Genomic DNA, 20,790 nt, shown 5'->3' on the forward strand with positions numbered 1-20,790 from the left:
TATCCAAAACAAATAATTTAAAGCCAATAATCAGTGGCGGAGCCATTTCGCGCACGACACCAGAGAACAATTATCCTTGCAATTACGGACCGCCATTACGCGATTTGCAAGGACTTTAACAGCATGTTTCGCCATCCTGTTTTCAAGGGGGGGCACATCGAAGTCAAACAGATCAAGCCAGATTTATAGCAATTTATTCGGTATTATACGGTCTAAGGCGTATAAACTGATATAAGTCTGTAAACTGCTTATTTGAGCTACATAACAGACTAATATTACTTTGTTTTCCGTGTGAAAAGCAATTAATGGAAAATATACCGAAAACAATTCGCTTAAACCGTTTCGATAGTGTCGAAATACCTGCTTCGATACTACTGAAGCAGACACTAGGCGATAGCGTCTTTGGTGAGTCCATATGGCAATCATCATATCTGACATACATGGTGACAGCAAAAAAGCCAGAACGTTTCTGGAATACAAGCCGGAAGTCGAGCATGTCATCCTGGGCGACCTCATGGATTCCCGTGACTACGGCGTTACCCTTGACGATGAGCTTGATTGCCTGGAACTGGTTCTCTCTTCCAATGCAGTCCTTCTCTGGGGTAACCACGACCTTGCCTACACCGACAGACCCTGCTGGGAGCCGTACGCACGCTTCAAAGACACCTACGCACCTATCTCTAAACTGATCATCCCCCACCAGAACCGCTTCAAAGCAGCCCACGTTGTAGATGGCTGGCTCTGCACTCACGCCGGCGTATCAACCAAACTGGCCAAGTATCTGCCTGACATGCCGTTGGACAGCGGTGACCCTGAAATGGTTGCGGCATGGCTCAACGATGAGTTCCAGCGACAATGGCCTGTTCCCGGAAAGAAAGCCGGTAAGCAGCAGTATTATGGTACTGGTCCGTTGTTCGCCATACACTGGTCCAGAGGAGGGGATGATCAATATGGCGGGATTTTCTGGTATGACCCGCAGCAGGAATTGGCAAATCCGGATCCGAGAGTAAAGCAGTTGTTCGGCCACACGCCGGTGCCAGGTCCTCTCAAGCGAGACGGGTGGAACAACATCAATATTGAAGGTGGATGCTGGGTGTTTGATACCAGCGAGGATAATTTTGTGATGCTTGGTGAAAACACAGTGAGTTTGACTAAGTCTGCCGCTGCAGAGGGTCACAGCTGTAGATAATGCTCTGACCATTGGCGTCGGTGCGGGAGGTGGGCAGCGGGGTTGCGCCATAGCCGTAGCTGGTGGTTTTGTTCAGGGGATCGGTTTCACTGGTTTGCTGGCCACGGCAGTCGTAGCTGTAGCTGGTGGCATTCCCCGGAGGGATCTGCTTTGGAAAAGCAGTCTGTCAAGCCTGCCCCCATGTGCTCTTCTGGCCCCGTCTCTTTGTCGTATTCCCTGTCTGTGTACGAGTAACTTCAGCTAAAATTGAATTTTGGATATTTGTCTCCCTAGCTGTTCTTTTAGTGTCTGACACCATTATTTATCGCTATATCGTGTTGGGGAATTAGCCTAAGCTCAACAATATACTTAAAATTATTTACATCTTTTGAGTGCCAAAAATTTGTGAATTGATGGATTCTTGCTTCAGCATATTTTATGTCTAACAATTTTGGCTGGCGCCAGCTAATCAACAATCCATCGACGTGATCTGCACGCAGAAGTGCACTTCCCTCCGTAATATTAGCTCCCTTCTTAACAACATATAGCTCATATATAAATGAAGTAGTGGCACCTCCATTAACCTGAACCAAAACTGCATCCACAATAGAATCAGGTGAAGTTGTTCGTTTTAACTCTTCTCTTGATACAGGATTGCATCCAAGTACGACAAAAACGGCTAAAACAATGATTATGAGCTTATCCATTGGTCAAAACCCCTTGTTTTTCATGCATTTATAGTATTCGATTCCTCGCTGAATAAGTTCTTGGTCTGCAGGATCATCACCATATGGTGCGTCTCCTGTCCATGTCCCATATTCTGGTTTTGAAGTCCCTGCCCTTTGTTGTGCCCATCCTGCTCCGCGGAGTAAAATATTCTCTGAAATGCCAAGTGCGGCTCCTGTTGCCCCGAAGTTGAAATTACCGAAATCTTGATATGCTTTGCCTTTTTGTTTGTAATCCCAAGGGCCTCTATTCCGCACTTGCAAATAAAACCAAACAATTGCTCCAGAGCGATTACGCGCTTCACGAATGTTACTATCTATATCGGCTCCGGCCGGAGCAACAGGCACTTCAATGCATCCACATTTTTTCAACCCAAATGGATCTATCCAGTTAATCGGACTATTTGAGACATACCCATAAAGATTAACATCCCCACCAGCAAATCCTACGGGGTCTTTTGAAATGAACCGTCCCTCCATCGGATCATAGTATCTTGCGCGATAGAAATAGAGCCCGGTCTCTTTATCGTACTCCCTGGCGGTGTACTGGTAACTGTTCCTGAAACTTGTCGTTGGCCGTGGCTGCCCAAACACACTGTAGCTGTATCGTTGTACCACAGTTCTGTTCTGATCGCTAATCGCCGTGATACTGCTCAGTCCGTCCTGATGGTAGTAGTAAAACTGTCCGCTCCTCTCCAGCGCCAGCGGCTCATCAATACCAGGTCCGTGGGTGTAGATGGTCTTGGTTGTCCCAGCACTGTTTGTGATCAGTTCAAGAATGATATCCTCATTATCATAGACATAGCTGGTGGTCTCGGTGGTTGTGGTTCCGTTTAAAGTGGTTTCCAACTTCTTCTCAATCCTTTTGCCAAATGGATCGTACTTGAAGGTTACGGTGCGCTTTTCTGCACCCTTGGTTCTTTCTGATTTGATCAGCCGGTTCTCATAATCCCAGCTCTGGGTCCAGCCTTTGGTCTCGTTGATGCTTTTTGCGGTCTGGTTACCGTTGTTGTCGTAGCTGTAGCTGTACTGTCTGCCTTGAAGCATCCGGTTGGCATCGTCATGTATATAACCGGTATCCCGTGGGCCAGGGCCGCTGGTCCGGTTGCCTACATCGTCATAGCTGTATTTTTCTGTACCACGTGGCGTAACCGCCTGGGTGAGACGGTAGAGCTCATCGTAGTTGTAGTTCTCGTTTGTGGTCCCGGTTTTTGTCTTGCGGTTGCCAGCCTGATCGTGGGTGTAGCTGTAGCTGGTGATGGTGCCGGTTGCTGTTGTGTGATTGAGGCTTGTCAGGCGGTTGAAGTCATCATAGCCAAAGTTGGCAACAATCTGATTCGGGTAACTGACTGTCTTGATCCTGCTTAGGTCATCATAGCCGAAATGGAAAAGACCGGCGGCGCTGGTGATGCTGTCCAAACGGTTGGCAGTGTCATACTGGTACTGGATGGTTCTCTGGTCTGCTGTGGACGGGAAATAGACTACGGTCTTGCGCTGGCCGATGTTGTCGTAGAGATCGTAGGTGATGGTGCGACCGTTGCTGTCGCTGACACTCTTGAGCCAGCCATTGTTGTAATAGCTGTAGGTGTAACTGATATTCTGGTTGGAGGCGGTTAGGAGGGCTCCATCCGGGTAATAGGTAAAGCTTGCTTCAGTGCCGTCGGCATAGTGCTTTTTCGTGAGTTGGCCAAGTGTGTTGTAGTAATGGGTAATGAGAACCAGTTCGGTAGTCGGTACGGTGGCATCAATCTTTTCCTTAAGAAGGCCACTGTCGTAGTATGTGTAACGAATAACCTTGCCCAGCGGGTCTGTCTCCCGTTCCAGTCTTCCCTGCGCATCGTACTGGTAGCTTGTCTTCTTGGTGCGGGCATCAATAACGGCGGTCAGTTTGTCGCTGCCTCCGCAAGACGGGCAGCTGTTTGAACCATATTCGTAGAGGGTGTCCTTTAATCTGGCATCAGTTACTTTGGTTACTTGGCGCTGATAGTTGTAGAGGTATTTTGTCTCATTCGATTCTGGATCTTTTACCGAGGTACGATTGCCATTGGCGTCATAGCTGTAGCGGGTGATGTTGTCAGGAAGGCTGGCGCCATACCGTGTAACCGTGCGTAGCCGATTCAGGGCATCGTAAGCATATACGGTACGCAGTTCCCGTTGCGTTGCATCTTTAACTTTGATTTCAAGTGCATTGCCGTTTTTGTCATAACTTGTGTAGTTGGTAACAATGGTGTCAGGGGTTGTGACGGATTGCAGCAAACCGACAATACCTGCCGACCTGTTTTCCGGCGTGTCGGGATAGTAGGTGTAGATTGTTTTTTTCCCGTTGCCATCCTCAACTTCAGACACGGTTCCATTGGCATTGAAACGGGTTATGCTCTGCTTGCCTTCAGGATCGGTAGTTGTGGTGACTTTTTGTCCATTCTCAGTGGTGTATTGGTAGGTATTCGTTCGGAATGGGGTGAAGCGTTCATCGGTGACAGATGCGATCTGGTCGAAATTGGCGGCGTCATAAGTATAGCGAAGCGCCGTTTTGATCGGTGGGCTCAGAGACGCCAGCGTTGCCATATCCACGGTCTGCGGATCAAGGCCGGTATATGCAGAAATGTCTACGGGATCGGTCTGGGTCAGAAGATTGCCGTGGTTGTCGTAGGTGTAGAAGGTGGTCAGATAATTATTGTCAAACGGTTCAGTTTTAGCCCGGAGCGTGGTATCTGCATTGTAATAATACGAAGTCTTTTTGCCGCCTGCCAGCCCCTTTTCCTTGATAAAGCCGGTTTGGATATCATAGGTGTACAGCCATTGGCTCATGTTGTTGTCTGTATAGGTACTGGTCCTAACGTTGCCGGTCTCAGCAGGATAGACAATTCCTCGCGCCTTAAGGTCTGGAGCGATTGAACTGTTTACCTTTTTCCCGCTGTAACCATATTGCGTGGTATTGCCTCCCGGATCTGTTTTGGACTGCAGCAGGTTGTCGGGATTGTAAAGGTACTCCCAATACCCTGCCGGGATGCCGGTATCGGTAACCGGATTGACAACCTTCCAGAGTTTGTCGTTCTGGTAGACAAAATTGTAGGTGTTGTTGTTAGGGTCGCTGACACCGGTCAGGCGATGCGGAACAGCCGGGTCATAGTCGAAGACAATGGATCTTAGGCTATCACTGACAGAGACCAGGTCTGTTCCGTTATAGGTAAAGGTAAGAGTGTTGCCGTATTTGTCGCTAATGGTGTTCAGGGTGCCGTCTGAGGCAAAATGGTATTGCCTGCCATCGACAAAGATCAGGTCGAAAGAATCTCCGTTTTGGATCAGAGAAGAGCTATCTCCTGTTTCGGCACTGTAGGTGCTGCCGTTCCAGGTGAAAACGTGGCGCGTCCCGCCATTATCAAACACTTTGCCGTTGTTGTCACTGCTCTGGAGTCTTATTGCGTAGTTATGCTTCCAGCCAATGCCAAGCGGACCTTGAACAGCATCAAGACTGTTATAGTGCAGGGAGAACAACAGAGGCTGCACACCTCCGTTGACAGAAAGTATATCCTGGCTGAAGGATAGGTTGCCGGTAGCAACGTTGGCGCTTGAGCCTATCGGTACATTCAGTTTGCATTTGTCCGGTGGTTCAATGACTTTTGTCGATACGGATGCTGTTGCCGTACAGGCAGCTGATGTCGCTGTTATACTTGCACTGTAAATGCCGGTAGAAACAGGAATGCCGTTGTTTTTACCATCCCAGGAATAGTTGAGTGAGCCTGACCCGGTATTTGTTGCTCCATTAATCGCTAACGACCAGGCGATTGGGTAGTTTGAGGTAATATTGGCAGATATGTCGGCTTTTTCATCCATTGACGGTTTGAACGACTCAGGGGCGGAAGGGGTTCCCATGGAAAGACAGCAAGGCGATGACGATGGGTTTTGAGGATATTCGAATCTACCGAAGTCAACGGCATTATAGGTAGGCCAATAGGGGTAGCTGTTTAAGATCTTGCCATCCATGTAGCTGCCGGGAATCGTCGCATACGTCCCCATTACGAGAACAAATGAAGCGCCGGATGTGCTTCTGAAGAGCTTCAGGTTGTCGCGGTAGTAGGAATTTAGATACCCGTTATCAACCATCCAGTTGAAGTACCCGGTTATCCAGCTCTGCATCTCATCCGGCGATCGAGGGGTTTGCCCCATGGATTCGTTTATCGCCTGTACACTTCCATTAAGGCAGTTCAAGTCGTATCTGGCATATATTGTTCTGCCTTCGGCAGTGCAGCCTTGAGCAACGTACTGGAAACCAATATTTGCACCTGCGTCGGGAGAGTTGCTTGGGTAGCAGTTTGCAGCTTCAGTGTTTGGGACAGACGTGAGAATTATAGATATGCAGGCAAAAACGATAAACACCAAATGAAACGGGCGAAAGCATCTTAGTATTCCTAGCGTGGCGGCAAGCGTATTCAGCGGTAAACAGGTAAGACCACAAGCCATAGCAAAACCCCTTTGGCAGAATGTGTACGTAGAGATGAACTGCTTTTCCATTTGTGTAGCGATTACCTGATGACCAAGCCGTCGGCAATAACGGTTCCGTCGCTGATGGTGAGTTCGCCGTTCAGGATCGGCTCACCGACTAAACTGGTGTAGCCGCTGTCGTAGCCGCCCTGCAGGGTGGTGGTGATCGGGCGGTTGCAGGTCAGGGATTCGGTGTAGGTGGTGGCCCAGAGTTTCAGGATGTTGTTGTCACCGATGACGTTGTAGGCGGCCTGAATGGATGAGTAGTAGGAGCCGTCACCGGATTTGACCTGATGGGCCGCGTCGTAGGTGTAGTTGGCAGTGATGGAGCTGTTTGCGGTGATGGTCAGCAGGCAGTCGCCGGTACCGCTGCAGGCACCGTTGCTCCAGCCGTCAAAGAAGGAGTAGCGGGGTGTCTGGTGCAGGGTAACGGTGGTGCCTTCAGGAAATGAGCCGCTGCAGTTGGCGTTACAGGCAATACCGGCAGGATCGCTGATGATGGTACCGCTGCCGGTGCCGTTAAAGAGCAGGCTGAGGGTGTAGCTGGGGAGCAGACCAACATCAATAAAGCGAAAGGATTTACCGCCCAGAGCCTGGACATTGCCGTATGCACTGGTGGGGCTCAAGGAGTGGCTGCCGTCATCCTGCGAGATACCTGATCCAAAGTCGGCGGCAGTGGCTGCTGAGAAGGTCTGGTAGTCAAAGCGGATTGTGCCGTCGGGAAAGAGTACGACTTCAAAGGTGTTGGGCAGGAAACCGCCTTCATCACTCCAGGTTTCTGTCTGCCACTCGATAACAATCCGCTCTGGACTGGTCTTGTGCTGGATAAAGACGCCGCCGTAACCGTAGGAGGAGAGGTCGTTGTTCCAGGGGCTGATGACCGGACCTTTACCGGTGATCCCCAGGCTGAAGGCGTAGGTTGAGCTGGTTGTGCTGAACCAAATGGAGCCGTTGGTATCAACGGTGATCTGGTTGTAGGGCTGGCGGTAGAAGGTGAAGCCGGAGAAGGAGGCAGGCAGGGTGTAGGTAAGGACAGTATCGTCGCCGATTAGTGCATCGTAATCGGCAGTGGATGTTTCAGGGAAAACAGCGTCGGTGCCTTCCCAGGTGTAGCTTACTTCCGAGAGTTGGTAGATGCCGTCGGTGGTAGTTGCAGGGGATACAACCGGGATGGCCAGCAGTAGGCATGCTGCGCAGGCCAAGGGCGCATACTTCATCAGGGGCTCCTGCAGGAAAATTGGCGGCTAAGAACGTTCGGCTCGCCTTAGACCTGCATAGCAATTTGTTTGCCACTGTTGTTTTTGAAGGAGATAAAGCAAGGCTGCTTGGAACAGGATGTGCCGCTGTTGGTTAACATAACTAACTGAAGGGGAGGGTTTCATGTCCAGAGACGAGCATCATGTCGTTCCCAATCCTGATAGTGGCTGGGATGTTAAGCGTAACGGTGCCCAAAGGGCTTCAGTGCATACCGACACCAAGCAGGATGCCGTGGATAAGGGTCGTGAGATTAGCCAGAATCAGGGAACGGAACTTGTCATTCACAACAAGGATGGAAAGATTTCAAACTCTGACAGTCATGGAAATGATCCGTGCCCGCCTAAAGACAAAAGATAGACGGGGGATAAAACGACAAACCAAGTGGTAATTTTTTTTACACACGGCAACAGCCACCCCTGCTTGCAACAGCAAAATGTTGTCAAAACAGGTTGTTGCGTAAAGTGTAAAATATTTTTGCACTTTACGTACAAATAGATTGAAGTGCTTGAAATTTGGTTTGATTTATGGAGTGAAATGCTTTTTGCCTGAACCTGGCGACTATGTACTGCTGGTTTTGGGGCACTTCCAATTGCTGTCCGACTCATGCGCATTCTACCAGGTTGGTGTTTTTCTTTGGCGGAGTGGCAGTGTATCATTCTATACGCTTGTTCTAAGCGCGGGTAGGTCGGTCTTGGGTATTGTTTTATCCATCGATGCACCCTATCACCCCAAAATTACCACTCGGATTATCAAGGTAACTGTAATTGTGATTGCCGCTGAATGTTTAGTGTTAATTGCCAAAATCATTGTTTTTTTATATAAAAACCAGCGCTATCAGTATACTCCTGCTCAACAGCTATAAATAGATTGTTATAATATTTGTCAGTGTCATTTTTTGCAACATGCCAGTCTCCTGTTTGTATGAATAAATTCATACACCTTATCAATATAGTAGTCATATCCGCATCATTCAAAGCGCATTCTGCTTTGAATCTTCTAAAAAGATCATCAGGTATATTTCTCAAATTTATTACCCTTGGCATATTAACCTCTTTTGATGTTACATGTGTTACACATGTAACATATGTAACACATTGTTATAATAATACAAATGGTGCACGTGTATTATTTACATGATTAGTATTACATGTAAATAACGTATTAACCGGATCATTCGTCGCAGCTATTCCGGAATACGTATAAAGAGGGTACACGTGCAGAGTAAAAGCCTTGCAGATCGGCCACATGCCAGTTGCGCCAACCCGCTAACAAGCAATATTATCCAACAAATCCGCACATCACCTCCATCACGCCTGGTCAGCGACGGTCGCTCCAACGTCACAGGCCGTTACCCCAGTCTCAAGATGGGACACACCATTCAGTTTGAGAGCCATAAGGTTGAATTGGCTTTCATCAGGGAGTACGAATTTGACGATGGTGTGTTGGAATATTACGACCAGCCCGGACCTATCAAAATATCCTACCGCACTAGCAGCGGGCGCCAGACTACCGCCATGACTACCCCAGATTTTTTTGTCATAAGGAGTGACGGTACGGCTGGCTGGGAAGAATGCAAAACCGAACAAGATTTGGAACAACTATCCGGAAAATCAGAGCGTTTCGTGCGCGACGAAACCGGGAAGTGGCGGTGTCCACCCGGTGAGGAATATGCAGCTCAGTATGGGCTTTACTTTCGAGTCCGGTCATCAGGTGAGATCAACTGGATATGGCAGCGCAACACGGAGTTCCTGACTGACTATCTCCAAAGCCCCAACCATCCCATCGAGCCTGAAGCCGAAACATTTTTCACGGCACTGGTTGCATGCAAGCAAGGCATTCTTCTCTCAGAGCTGACCGAGCACATTGGCCGATACTCTTCCGACGACATCTTCCTGCTGATAGCCAGAAACAAGCTCTATGTAGATCTCCACAGGCATCCACTCGGCGAACCGGATCGTGTTCCGATCTTCACCGGTAAAGAGCACACGTGCATTCATCATCCGCCTGCATACAAACTGACTGGTGCCGCCATCACTATCGAAGCTGGTGCAGAGCTTATCTGGAGCGGCAAGTTGTTCACAATTGTAAATGCCGGCGAGCAAGAACTCTGGTTGCAAGGCGGCGATGCCGGTGGATTGACATCGCTACACTACAAGAATTTTGAAGAGCTGATAAAAGTCGGTTCAATCAGGGGAACGGAAAAAGCCCGGGATACCGACGGAATACTCGAGTTGCTGCGAGGGAAAAGCCCGGAAATTTATGCCGATGCCAATCGTAAGTATGAACTCATAGCCCCCTATCTTTCAGGCGATGCCCAACAACAGGCATCCTCGACCATATATGCATGGTTGGAGAAATATAGAGATGCGGAACTACGCTACGGCTACGGCTATCTGGGGTTGCTCGACAGGAAATCCGAACGGGGCAATCGCCTGCCCAAGCTGCCTGCAAAAACCTACGAATTAATGGAAACCAGCATTGAAGAGCACTATCTCAATCCGACATTGACAAGCCCCATAAGCGTCTATGGCCACTATTGCAATGCGTGCAAAGCGGTTGATGTGATTGCTGCCAGCTTTAAAACCTTCGTTAAGTATCTGAAAAAAAGCGATGCCACTGATACGGAGCAGCGTCGAAAGGGAGCGCGGTCAGCCTATCAGGTTGCCATTTTTTATTGGGAACTCTCACTGACTACACCACGCCATGGTGAGCGGCCTTACGAGGTCGGCCACATTGACCATACCGAGCTTGATATCGAATTGGTCGACTCCCTGACGGGAGCAAATCTGGGAAGGCCGTGGCTGACACTGATGATGGATGCCAACTCCAGGATTGTTTTGGCATTTGTACTTTCATTCGAATCACCCAGTTACAGGTCATGCATGTTGGTCATGCGCGAGTGTGTCCGGCTTCATGGGCGCTTGCCCCAAACGATTGTCGTCGACAGAGGTGCTGAGTTTAAAAGCGTTTACTTTGAACAACTCGTGGCATTTCACTGCATGACAAAAAAGAACCGGCCAGGTGCAAAACCCAGGTTCGGGTCCGTGCTGGAGAGGCTATTCGGCATTACCAACCAACGCTTCATTCATGCCCTGCTTGGCAACACTCAAATCATGACCAATGTCCGCCAGGTTACCAAGTCGGTAAATCCGGCCAACCTGGCTGTCTGGACGCTGCAAAGGTTGAAGGATAAGCTGGAACAGTACTTCACGCAGCTCTACCACGACCTGGACCATCCGGCACTAGGCGAATCACCGCGTAATGCTTTTGAACGGGGGGTTATCAAGCATGGGTGTCGTTCAATGAAGCTGATCCGCTACGATGATGCCTTTGTCTTGAGTACTCTGCCAACCACCCCGAAGGGGTATGCTCGGGTGATCCGTTCACGCGGCATCAAGCTCAACCATATCTACTACTGGCACGGCAACCTGCGTTTAGCTGCAGGTATGGATGTAGCAGTCCGCTATGATCCGTATGACATCGGTACCATCCATGCCTTTGTCAAAGGCGAGTGGATTTGTTGCCATTCCCAGTATCACGCGATACTTCAAGGGCATTCTGAAAAGGAAATCGAACTGATAACTTTGGAAATCAAGAAGCGGTTCAACAATCACAACAGGAATCTGGCAATAAACGCCCAAAAGATCGCAGCATTCATTGCCGAATCCAAGAGGATTGAGCTCGAGCTGAAAGGCCAACGTAAAGCTGCAGAGATGCGGGCTGCTGCCGGTTTTGTAGAGCAGGAAAAGGTTGTTGAACCGGAATGCCGGCCGTTGGAGCTTGGTGAGTTGGAAGGTTTGGATGTCTACGGAGAACTGACCCTATAAAGGAGGCGGTATGCAAAGCACTCAGTCAGTCAATGCATTCAAAGAAACGACACTTAACCATCCCCGTTTGGCCCAGACCATAAAGAAGCTCGGTCTGGCAATTCGTCAGGCCGAGCTAGGAAGTCTGGTGTTTGTGTTCGGGCCGACCGGCGTCGGGAAAAGTACGCTTGCCGGCTATATGCGGGAAAAACTGGATATGGAATTGCGCGCAAACGGCGGATTCGATGCATCGTCGTTACCCGCAGCCATTATTGAAGCCCCCTATCCCGATGCACGGGAATTCAGCTGGAAGGAATTCTACCGTCGTTGCCTGGCCGTGCTGCATGATCCCTGTGCACATAAAAAGGTGGCTGATCCGCGCTGCGCGGCCTTTACCTGGCCAGCCCGCCTCGATTCGCGGGCACCCGGCCATGAATTGCGCATGGCATTCGAGAATGCTCTCTTATACCGAAAGGTTAGGGTGTTGATCATAGATGAAGCACATCATATAGCCAAAGGCACTTCTGCCGCCAGCCTGACGGAGCAACTTACGTATATCAAGTCGCTTGCCAACCTAACCGGTACGGTGTTTGTGATGGTCGGTACGTATGAACTGTTGGCTTTCCGTAACCTGAGCGGCCAGGTGAGCCGACGCAGCCTTGATGTCCACTTTCCCCGTTACCGGCTGGACGATGAGCAGGAAAAGCGCATATTCCACAGCATTGTAAAATCATTCGCACACATTCTGCCGCTACCGTGTGACGTTAATTTGCATGAAATGATGGATGAGCTTTATGTCGGTTCGTTGGGGTGTGTCGGCTTGTTGAGCGGTTGGCTGCTTAAGGCGGTGAAGCTGGCCATTGATGATGGTGACGGTACGCTACGGAAGTGCAATCTGGACGATGCGATGTATTCCCATGATCAGATGAACAAAATGATTGATGAGCTTTTGGAGGGTGAACAACTGCTTACCCCTCCAAAAGATTCACTCAACTTGCTTAAGACACGGTTAGGGGTGGCTGGCGGCATAGGTCCGGCAAAGATGGATGTTTCTACTGAACAGAAAAAGCGGAATCCACCATTCACGAGAAAGCCAGTGAGGGATCCGGTAGGAGTCCCAGCGTGATCGCGTATGAATGTCCAGAATTTGGTGACGGTCTGTATGATTTTATACCAATAGGTATGACTCCACCCCGCAAGACGACATCTCTCTACTCACTTGAGCCGATCGGTGTCGGTACTCCCTTTGTAGAAAGTCTGGCTAGCTATCTTACTCGCTTGGCAGCCGCACATATGTTGCCAATGTCAGCCATGCTGCGCTTGGTAATTGGACCGTGCCTGCCCAGAGACAACCATAACTTCGGTAAAGTGATTGGCCGGCAAGGTATTGTCGTCAATATGAACGGTATTGGTCAGGAAGCATTGGATATGGTGGATGCCCTTGAAATGCTCACCGGTCGTTCAGGTCTTGACCGTCTGACAATGCTGCCCTTCTCAAATTTGCTGGCCAAGTACAAGCTTCAGAAACAAGCGAGTTTCTGGTGCCCATATTGCTTGAATGAACAACGGGCGTCCGGGCAGCTGGTGCATTATCCCTTATTCTGGAGTTTGAAAATGGCAAGTAAATGCCCGATACACAGGTGTTACCTGCAAACGAGATGCCCTCATTGTACATCAGTCCAGCCAGTTATTGGATCAAGGTCAGTGGTGGGTTATTGTAACAGCTGCAAGGAATGGCTTGGTGATGGGGCAAAGAAGAAGACGTGGACTACGCGGGTTGACGAAAATGATTTCTTTCTACGGCTGTTTGAATGGCACAATACGGTTGGCCATAAGCGTGAGCAGCCCACTTTCCCTTCGGTACTTGAATATCTCATAGGCAGTCATATGAAGAAGCATGATGCCAAATCACTAGCCAGACTACTTCATTTGCCGGACTCAATAATTGAGGAGTTGCTTGAGGAAAGAATGCTGCCAGCCCTTGGCGTGGTGTTCTGGATAGGACAGGTTTTTAAGGTTGATCCATTTGATCTTCTGACAAAAAGCGGAGAAGAAATGGCAGCCAAGGATGTCGCTACCGTTGCAAAGGGCAATTATTCAGCATTTGATCAGAATAGGGTTGACTGGAAGCAGTTGGAAGGGGTGCTGAGAGATGTGGCAAGTGGTAAGGCTTCAGCAATGAGGGTGGAGGACATTGCCAGGGTGTACAGATGTCCAACAAGCGAGCTGATAAGAAGATATCCAGAATATTGCTGCGGGATCTAAAAACGCTTTAATCAATTTGCTGTTGCGCCTTCAAGATGTTAGGACATGCCCTGCTTTACCATTCCTCCATCTTAAACAACCAGTCCTGCTCATTTTCATCATTTGGCCAAACTTGCACTTCTGTCTCACCAATGGGCAGTGTCCCTGCCGCATGTGTGTTGTCTGATAAGTTCAAAATATTTGTTCTAAATTCTGATCGCTCTCTGCTAGGCCAGCCACTAAATTTTTGACTGAAAAGCAAGTAACGGCAATCAAGTTTTATGTTAAATTTTAACAAAAAGTAGCCGATTAGAATATGTGGCAACTGTTTAGTAATCAGTTGACAGTCTGCCAGAATTGTGTTACCAACCATCCAGGAGGAAAGAATGCAAGAAACCCTCGGAGACCGCCTCAAAAGTCGGAGAACCGAACTAAATATAGGTTTACGCGCCGCAGCTGCCAAAATAGGGGTGTCACCAACCTATCTTTCTCGGGTGGAAAACAACATGGAGAAAAACCCGACAGAAGAAAAAATTAAGGCACTGGCAGATCTACTGCAGGATGATTTTGACGAACTTATGCAACTGGCTGGTAGGGTCTCGGCTGAAGTTGCTAACTACATCAAAGCCGATCTAAATATGCCAGCCTTTCTGAGGCGCGCCAGAGAAAAAAATATCTCTGCCGAAACATTGATGGGGTGGCTCGAAAAAGAGGATTCAAAAACCAAATGACTATGAATGTACCCTTCAGAAAAAAAATTGAAGTCGAAAGAATGGCGCATGAGATGTTGACCAGATATGCCACCTGGAAAAATCAACCTCTAGTGCTACCGATCGACATTGATGACATCATTGAAGGGTTCTTTAAGCTCCGATTGGAGTTTTGTGACCTTAAGCAGTACCTCTCTATTCCTGATGCCCTCGGCGCCACATGGTTCGACGAAAAGGTAATAAGGATCGATTCCTCTCTGGAGGAACAGGAGGGACGCATGGTCTTCACTATGGCTCATGAAGTTGGGCACTGGTACATGCACCGGCCAATCTATGAAATGAACAAAATGACTGTGCCGCTCTTTGGATTCAAGGATTCAGACCCCACTGCTGCCGTTGTATGCCGAGCAGCTGGTCGGAAGGAACCCGCGGAAGTGCAGGCAGATCAGTTTGCGGCGGCAATACTCGCTCCACCGAAGCTACTGAGAGATGCTGTTAAAGCAATTACAGAAAACGGGCAGATGGTAGTTGAAGATTTCGAGATCTTTAACGAAACGCCAGCAAGAAATCCATACCTGCGCAAGGCGGCAAAAGAGGTTATAGATGCCGGTTTTAACATGTCGATAGAGGCAATGTGTTACAGGCTAATTGATCAAAAGCTGGTAGTCGATGCACGGCCAACGCAAGCCAAATTATTATAAGGCTGTAATACGCCTTTTTTTTAACCATAGTGTTAAGTGTTTAGTTTACAGTACATGAAATAATAAAGGAGGAAGCTATATGACATAAATACAACAAAAACAATGGTCCATTCGAGATGTCAAGCACAGTGCAGTCAACAACACCAAACAGGTGAAAGGAGTAGTAACCCATGCAGAACGAACACTCAGAGGATGCCCCAGGGCAGAACAAAACCACAACCATCATTGTTAATGGTCGGCCACGCGAATTCGTTGGTCACAAAATAACGTATCTGGAAGTTGTCCAGTTGGCTTTCCCCGGCGCCACGATGGGCGAAAGTGTCATTTATACCGTCACCTATACTAACCCCCACGGTAAAGATGGTGAACTTGTTAACGGACAGGATGTCTCTGTCAAGGAAGGGATGGTGTTCATTGTCGGCAAATCAAATCGTTCATAATCCAGATATCCGGCGTCTCCAGGACGAAGGATACGAAGTGGAGGTGTCTAACGGGCACCTCCTTATCCACTCCGTGCCTTATGTTACATCTCAACGGACTGTAGCTCTTGGCACTGTTGTCACGGATCTTAATGGTACTATTGGACAGCTTGGCGCACCCAAAGATCACCAAGTTTGGTTCGTGGGAGAATTTCCCTGTCACCAAACTGGGGCGCCTATCGAGGCAATCAGACATAGTACTGGCAATATGGTGCTATGGGGTGGCTTCACGGCACAGCATCGTTTTTCAAACAAACCAGAAGGAGGCAACTATCAGAACTACTACTCAAAAATGAAGCGGTACGTGACAATTATCTCTAACGAAGCACAGGCTATAGACCCTGCAGCAACTCCTTGCACCTTTAAGCTGATTGTACCAGCTGAAGAGGGCTCAGTATTTAAATATTGGGATTCGGCGTCGAGTCGAGCAAACATCCTTCCTGTATCAGAAAAGTTGGCAATGGATAAAGTAGCTGTCATAGGGCTCGGGGGGACCGGATCCTATGTGCTTGACCTTATAGCCAAAACTCCGGTTAAGGAAATCCATCTCTTCGATGGCGATGTCTTTGAACAGCATAATGCCTTCAGGTCACCAGGTGCAGCCACGGCCGCTATGCTGGAAGCAAAACCGAACAAGGTTGATTACTATGCGCAAATCTATGATTCAATGCGTACTGGTGTCATACCTCACCACGGTTATGTTACTGAGGATAATCTAAACGATCTGGATGGTATCGGCTTTGTTTTCCTCTGCGTAGACAGCGGTCTAGCCAGAAAAACCATAAGCCTTTATCTTCGGAGTCAAGGTATTCCGTTTGTAGATGTGGGAATGGACCTTATGCTTGAACCTGAAAATATGCGGTTACAAGGTTTTTGCCGCTCAACATTGTGTACTCCTGAGAAGTCTGACCATTTCGACAGGTATGCCCACCAGGGGGCCGACAATGATGACGATCTATACAGAACCAATATTCAGGTGGCAGATATTAACGCTCTGAATGCTGCTCTTGCAGTTATCAAGTGGAAACAGTACCGTGGATTTTACAATGACCACTATGTGGCTCATCAGTCTCTCTATACGATAGACTTTCATTCGCTTACCAGAGATGAAACGACAGGAGCAATTATTGCCCATGAAAACTAAAGCCGTTATACCGGCATTCGTGGACATTATTCCAGACCGTCTGGAGGAGGGGGCACTCTATATCTGTGAACGCTACAGCACCGCAATTCACAAGTGCTGCTGCGGATGTGGAGAAGAGGTTGTAACCCCATTGACTCCGGCTGGATGGAGTGTGTCAAAACAAGGTGACAGGGTGTCGCTGAGCCCATCTATTGGTAACTGGGATTACAAATGCCGTTCCCACTATCTGATTATTAATAATCAAGTAATTTGGGCCGGAGCTCTATCACAGCGACAGGTCGAGCAGGTTAAGGCAAGGGATAAGGCGGATAATGAGGCATACATTGCTGCTGTCAATTTGAAGAAAGATCGTGAGGCAAGCTTGTGGTTCAGGTTTACCAAGTTTTTAAGGTATATTTTTAGGAAGTAAAGCAAGTGAGTTTCTGAAACATTGGAGGAGAAGATATTCGTGAAATACAGCGATTGTGAAATTTGCCAACATTGGAATGCTTCCCAGTCAAATGATTTCCCATGTGATGAATGTAATGGAAAGTTTTATTTTGAGTACTCGGAGGGCAGCGATGACAGCCCACATCTGATGATCAAAATATAGCTCGCGGCATTCAAAATAGATTTAAATTAGCTTGAGTTTTTAAAGTATTGCTAAGTGTCAATATTTGAGATGCAGTGTAATATTTTAACTTGCTTAATTTGATAGTTAATAACAATACCTGTAAGGAATATATTATGAAGTATAGTATTGTATCTATTAATGTTGTTAAAAAGTTATTTAAATTTATTGGGTATGCATTTTTGTTTTTTATTATATGCGCGCTTGCTCCTTTGTACGTAAAAGAAATTTCACCATATTATTGGGGAAAGCTTGAATGTTTAACAGGATTTGATATGACAGGATTCCTTTTTACTCCTTGGCATGGCCATGGTAACTGTAGAATAGTTAATTCCCAAAAAGCTTTTGAACAGCCTGGATCAAAAATAGTACTTGGTATGGTAAAACCATTAGATAATAAACAATATCCGCACCTTTGGTCATATTTCAATAATAAAATAATAGATTTAGCCTGTCCTGAGCAACAAGAAAATTGCAAAAACAGAAGGATATTTGCAATTATTGATCCGGTTAAAATAGATGTTACATATAAAAATACAATAAATGAGCTTGACGAGTACCATATAAGATGGGGATTAAAATACCTTTCTGGATTTAAAAGCTCTATATAAAAAAATATATATAATCAGTATTGGTAGCTGTGCAAATCCAATCAAGGCAAGCATTTCTTTTAGTATGTCATATGTATAAAAAGCTGGTTTTAACAATATAAACGTTAATGATAACAAAAAACAAAATATACTGGTTACGATTAAACCTGACATGGTTGCCCTCCAAAGTTGATTTTATCTGTTTTAGCTTTAAAATTAATGAAATCATGATGATTTTGTCTGGTGACTTTTTGATTTATACTCAAGCGTCAGGTTAACCCACGTTGGGGCAAAACAGGGCTCTAAAGTCCCGCCAAGTCATTTGGAGCAGCCCTCTTTTCTGAAACAATTCTTGGAACCATAAACGTGTAATTCCTCGCATCCATCTTTTGTGAACTCCTTCCGCCATTATGCTTTCCTCCTTCAAGTCTACTTACTTTAGTCGTAGCTATGAATTGAACTCAGAGCATTGGTTATGCTTCCAAACTCTACAACATTATGGTTAAAGATACATGTTTGTGCCCGAAGGTTGAGACCGGAAAAGTGCTAGTGGTGATGCATGTTTTTGCACCTGAAGGGATGCCTAAAGAAAGATCTTCTTTGGAGGGCTGGGTTGGTGCTGCAAGCGGAGCCGGGGCAGCTATAACGTTTGCCGGGGTGAAGGGGGGATTGGTCTGCTGCAAACAGCTTGCCGTGTTTCTGCCAGGATTAAAACACACTAAAAAATAGTGGTTTTTGTTGTCAACAGGCGTCGGGTAGACTATATACAGTCCTTCGAGCCCTTTGTCATAAAGGATTTTAACGGGATTCCATCTTCCCGTGATCCAGTTGCCGCCGTTACGGTTCTTTTCTCCATGTGAAGGCAGGGGTAGTCATGCAGACGTCGTACAACCTTGAGGAAAAGCTCAATCGGGCCAATCGGGCACTGCAACTGCTTTCGGCCAGCAACCGGGCACTGCTCCGTGCCCGTGACGAATCTTCCCTGCTGCATGATATCTGCCGGATTGCGACTGAGATCGGCGGTTACTCCCTTAGTTGGATCGGCTACAAAAAACAGGACGCTACGCAATCCATCCGCCCTGTTGCCTACTCCGGTCACGAGGAAGGTTTTCTTTCGGCAGCCAACATGTCATGGGCGGATTGCAATCGCGGTCGCAGTGCCATGAGTACTGCCATCCGTGTCGGAACAACCCAGCTCAGACCTGATATCCTGAATGATCCCCAACTGTCCTACTGGCATGAAGATGCCGGCAAGAGAAATTACCGTTCAGCAGTCGCGCTGCCGCTGCAGGTTGACGGCGATATAATCGGTGCGATTGCCATCTATGCCCCTGAGCCGAACGCGTTCAGCGACGAGGATGTCAAGTTGCTTGAAGAGTTGGCCAGCGACCTCTCCTTTGGTATTGAAACCATACGTCTACGCACGGCCCATGAACATGCCAATGCGCGTATCCACCGGTTGGCGTTTTTTGATACCCTGACCGGCCTGCCCAACCGGAACCATCTTGCTGGTCTGCTTGCCGATTCGATCGCTGCTGCAAAGCAAAACAACAGCCAATTGGCGCTGTTCTTACTGGATCTTGATTATATCCGCGAGATCAATGAAACCTATGGACATGAGACCGGTGACTGGATACTGGTTCAGGTGGCGCAGAAGCTGTGCGGCTTGGTTGATGACAGTGCGCTGGTAGCACGTTTTGGCGGTGATGACTTCATTATCATCCATGAACAGAGCACAGTGCATAAAGTCAGAAACCTGGCAAAACATATTCTGGCAGCAATCAAACAGCCGTTTCTGTTTGATGCACGCTCCTTTTCAATCAGCGGGAGTATAGGTATCGCTTTTTATCCGGACGATGCGGATAACCCGACGGACCTGCTTTCAAGGGCTGATCTGGCAATGTCGAAGGTAAAAGGTGCGGGTGGCGGCTACTGTCTCTACAAAAGGGACATGAGCCGCTTGCTCAGCAGGAAACTGGAGCTGGTTCAGCGCCTTGAATGTGCATTGGCGGAGGGCAACCTGCACCTGTACTATCAACCGAAAGTTGAGTTGTACGCCGGTATGATGGTTGGGGCCGAGGCATTGCTGCGCTGGCAGGATCCGGTGCTGGGGTGGGTGAGTCCGGCAGAGTTTATACCGGTGGCGGAAGGGCGCGGCTTGATGCCTCAAATCGGTGAGTGGGTTCTCAAGACCGCGTGTCAGCATATCAAGCTTTGGAAGAGTAAGGGGCTGAACTGTCGCGGTAAAATTGCCGTTAACGTTTCCGCTCAACAGTTTGGCGACCCCTATTTTCTTGAGCGGGTGGCACGGGTGCTGGAAGAGACCGGCGTGCCGCCATCCAATATTGAACTGGAACTGACGGAAAGCAGTCTGATGGACGACCCGGAGCGGATGTCCGAGATCATGCAGTCACTACGGGGGATGGGATTCAGTATTGCCATCGATGACTTTGGCACCGGCTATTCATCACTGGCTTATCTCAAACGGTTTCCGATCGATACCCTGAAAATAGACCAGACCTTTGTCAAAAATATGCTGGATGACAACAATGACAAGGCAATTATCTCGACCATACTGGCGATTGCCAAACAAATGGGGCTGATGACGGTCGCCGAGGGGGTTGAGACGGAAGAACAACGCTGTGCGCTTCAGGAGCTTGGTTGTGTTTTGGCTCAGGGATATTACTTCTGCCGTCCGGAACCGCTGGCTGATTTTACCGAAAAACGTCTGAACCTTACCTGTCTGCTCCCGAAAGACAACGCTGCAAAACAGACAGTGATGCCCGCCAAGGGTCATGCCAAGGGTCATGCCGTCAGCAGTACGTAGCGGACCCGGCCTGACAAAAAAACGCCCGGTTGCGGGCGTTTAAGGGG

16 protein-coding genes are annotated in these 20,790 nt (G+C 48.1%); 12 read left to right on the plus strand and 4 right to left on the minus strand.

All coding sequences use genetic code 11. From position 1 onward, the window contains the following. Window positions 1-415 precede the first annotated feature (415 nt). Window positions 416-1,189, plus strand: a complete 774-nt coding sequence (locus tag FY034_RS02745; RefSeq protein WP_265553567.1) for a metallophosphoesterase — start codon at window positions 416-418, stop codon at window positions 1,187-1,189. A 281-nt stretch (window positions 1,190-1,470) separates the two neighbouring features. Here the strand turns inward: FY034_RS02745 and FY034_RS02750 are convergent, their stop codons facing one another. Genes FY034_RS02750 through FY034_RS02760 form a run of 3 tightly spaced genes read right to left on the minus strand, consistent with a single transcriptional unit; the run spans window position 1,471 to window position 7,592 of the window. Next, window positions 1,471-1,875 carry a hypothetical protein gene (locus tag FY034_RS02750; protein ID WP_265553568.1) on the minus strand — a complete coding sequence of 135 codons (405 nt, stop codon included), beginning with the start codon at window positions 1,873-1,875 and terminating at the stop codon, window positions 1,471-1,473. Window positions 1,876-1,878: 3 nt separating this feature from the next. Beyond that, the gene (locus tag FY034_RS02755) at window positions 1,879-6,405 is read right to left on the minus strand and encodes an RHS repeat-associated core domain-containing protein (RefSeq protein WP_265553570.1); all 4,527 of its coding nucleotides are present in this window, start codon (window positions 6,403-6,405) and stop codon (window positions 1,879-1,881) included. A gap of 11 nt (window positions 6,406-6,416) precedes the next feature. After that, window positions 6,417-7,592: a hypothetical protein gene (locus tag FY034_RS02760; protein ID WP_265553571.1), complete on the minus strand. Its 1,176-nt coding sequence runs from the start codon at window positions 7,590-7,592 to the stop codon at window positions 6,417-6,419. Window positions 7,593-7,755: 163 nt separating this feature from the next. On the opposite strand from FY034_RS02760, the gene FY034_RS02765 reads away from it, so the two are divergent. Then, a complete protein-coding gene (locus FY034_RS02765; protein ID WP_265553573.1) occupies window positions 7,756-7,989 on the plus strand; it encodes a DUF2188 domain-containing protein in 234 nt (77 codons plus the stop codon). Window positions 7,990-8,435: 446 nt separating this feature from the next. Here the strand turns inward: FY034_RS02765 and FY034_RS02770 are convergent, their stop codons facing one another. After that, complete coding sequence (locus tag FY034_RS02770) at window positions 8,436-8,675, minus strand: hypothetical protein (RefSeq protein ID WP_265553575.1); 240 nt, start codon at window positions 8,673-8,675, stop codon at window positions 8,436-8,438. Window positions 8,676-8,846: 171 nt separating this feature from the next. On the opposite strand from FY034_RS02770, the gene FY034_RS02775 reads away from it, so the two are divergent. From FY034_RS02775 to FY034_RS02820, 10 genes are all read left to right on the plus strand, one after another. After that, window positions 8,847-11,459: a Mu transposase C-terminal domain-containing protein gene (locus FY034_RS02775; RefSeq protein WP_265553576.1), complete on the plus strand. Its 2,613-nt coding sequence runs from the start codon at window positions 8,847-8,849 to the stop codon at window positions 11,457-11,459. Between the two features lie 10 nt (window positions 11,460-11,469). Next, the gene (locus FY034_RS02780) at window positions 11,470-12,564 is read left to right on the plus strand and encodes an ATP-binding protein (RefSeq protein ID WP_265553578.1); all 1,095 of its coding nucleotides are present in this window, start codon (window positions 11,470-11,472) and stop codon (window positions 12,562-12,564) included. Continuing rightward, window positions 12,561-13,703, plus strand: a complete 1,143-nt coding sequence (locus FY034_RS02785; protein WP_265553579.1) for a TniQ family protein — start codon at window positions 12,561-12,563, stop codon at window positions 13,701-13,703. The genes FY034_RS02780 and FY034_RS02785 overlap by 4 nt, the downstream gene beginning before the upstream one ends. Before the next feature lie 365 nt (window positions 13,704-14,068). Then, a complete protein-coding gene (locus FY034_RS02790; RefSeq protein ID WP_265553582.1) occupies window positions 14,069-14,413 on the plus strand; it encodes a helix-turn-helix domain-containing protein in 345 nt (114 codons plus the stop codon). Next, the gene (locus FY034_RS02795) at window positions 14,410-15,093 is read left to right on the plus strand and encodes an ImmA/IrrE family metallo-endopeptidase (protein ID WP_265553583.1); all 684 of its coding nucleotides are present in this window, start codon (window positions 14,410-14,412) and stop codon (window positions 15,091-15,093) included. Before FY034_RS02790 ends, FY034_RS02795 begins: the two co-directional genes overlap by 4 nt. Before the next feature lie 170 nt (window positions 15,094-15,263). Continuing rightward, window positions 15,264-15,533, plus strand: a complete 270-nt coding sequence (locus FY034_RS02800; protein WP_265553584.1) for a multiubiquitin domain-containing protein — start codon at window positions 15,264-15,266, stop codon at window positions 15,531-15,533. Beyond that, window positions 15,508-16,716, plus strand: coding sequence for a ThiF family adenylyltransferase (locus tag FY034_RS02805; protein ID WP_265553585.1), 1,209 nt, complete (start codon window positions 15,508-15,510; stop codon window positions 16,714-16,716). The genes FY034_RS02800 and FY034_RS02805 overlap by 26 nt, the downstream gene beginning before the upstream one ends. Beyond that, window positions 16,706-17,125, plus strand: coding sequence for a DUF6527 family protein (locus FY034_RS02810; protein ID WP_265553587.1), 420 nt, complete (start codon window positions 16,706-16,708; stop codon window positions 17,123-17,125). The genes FY034_RS02805 and FY034_RS02810 overlap by 11 nt, the downstream gene beginning before the upstream one ends. Window positions 17,126-17,442: 317 nt before the next feature. Then, complete coding sequence (locus FY034_RS02815; protein ID WP_265553589.1) at window positions 17,443-17,937, plus strand: hypothetical protein; 495 nt, start codon at window positions 17,443-17,445, stop codon at window positions 17,935-17,937. Between the two features lie 853 nt (window positions 17,938-18,790). Next, window positions 18,791-20,743: a putative bifunctional diguanylate cyclase/phosphodiesterase gene (locus FY034_RS02820; protein WP_265553591.1), complete on the plus strand. Its 1,953-nt coding sequence runs from the start codon at window positions 18,791-18,793 to the stop codon at window positions 20,741-20,743. The last annotated feature ends 47 nt before the right edge of the window (window positions 20,744-20,790 follow it).

Origin of the sequence: Trichlorobacter lovleyi (assembly GCF_015239775.1) — a bacterium.
Lineage (GTDB): Bacteria > Desulfobacterota > Desulfuromonadia > Geobacterales > Pseudopelobacteraceae > Trichlorobacter > Trichlorobacter lovleyi_B.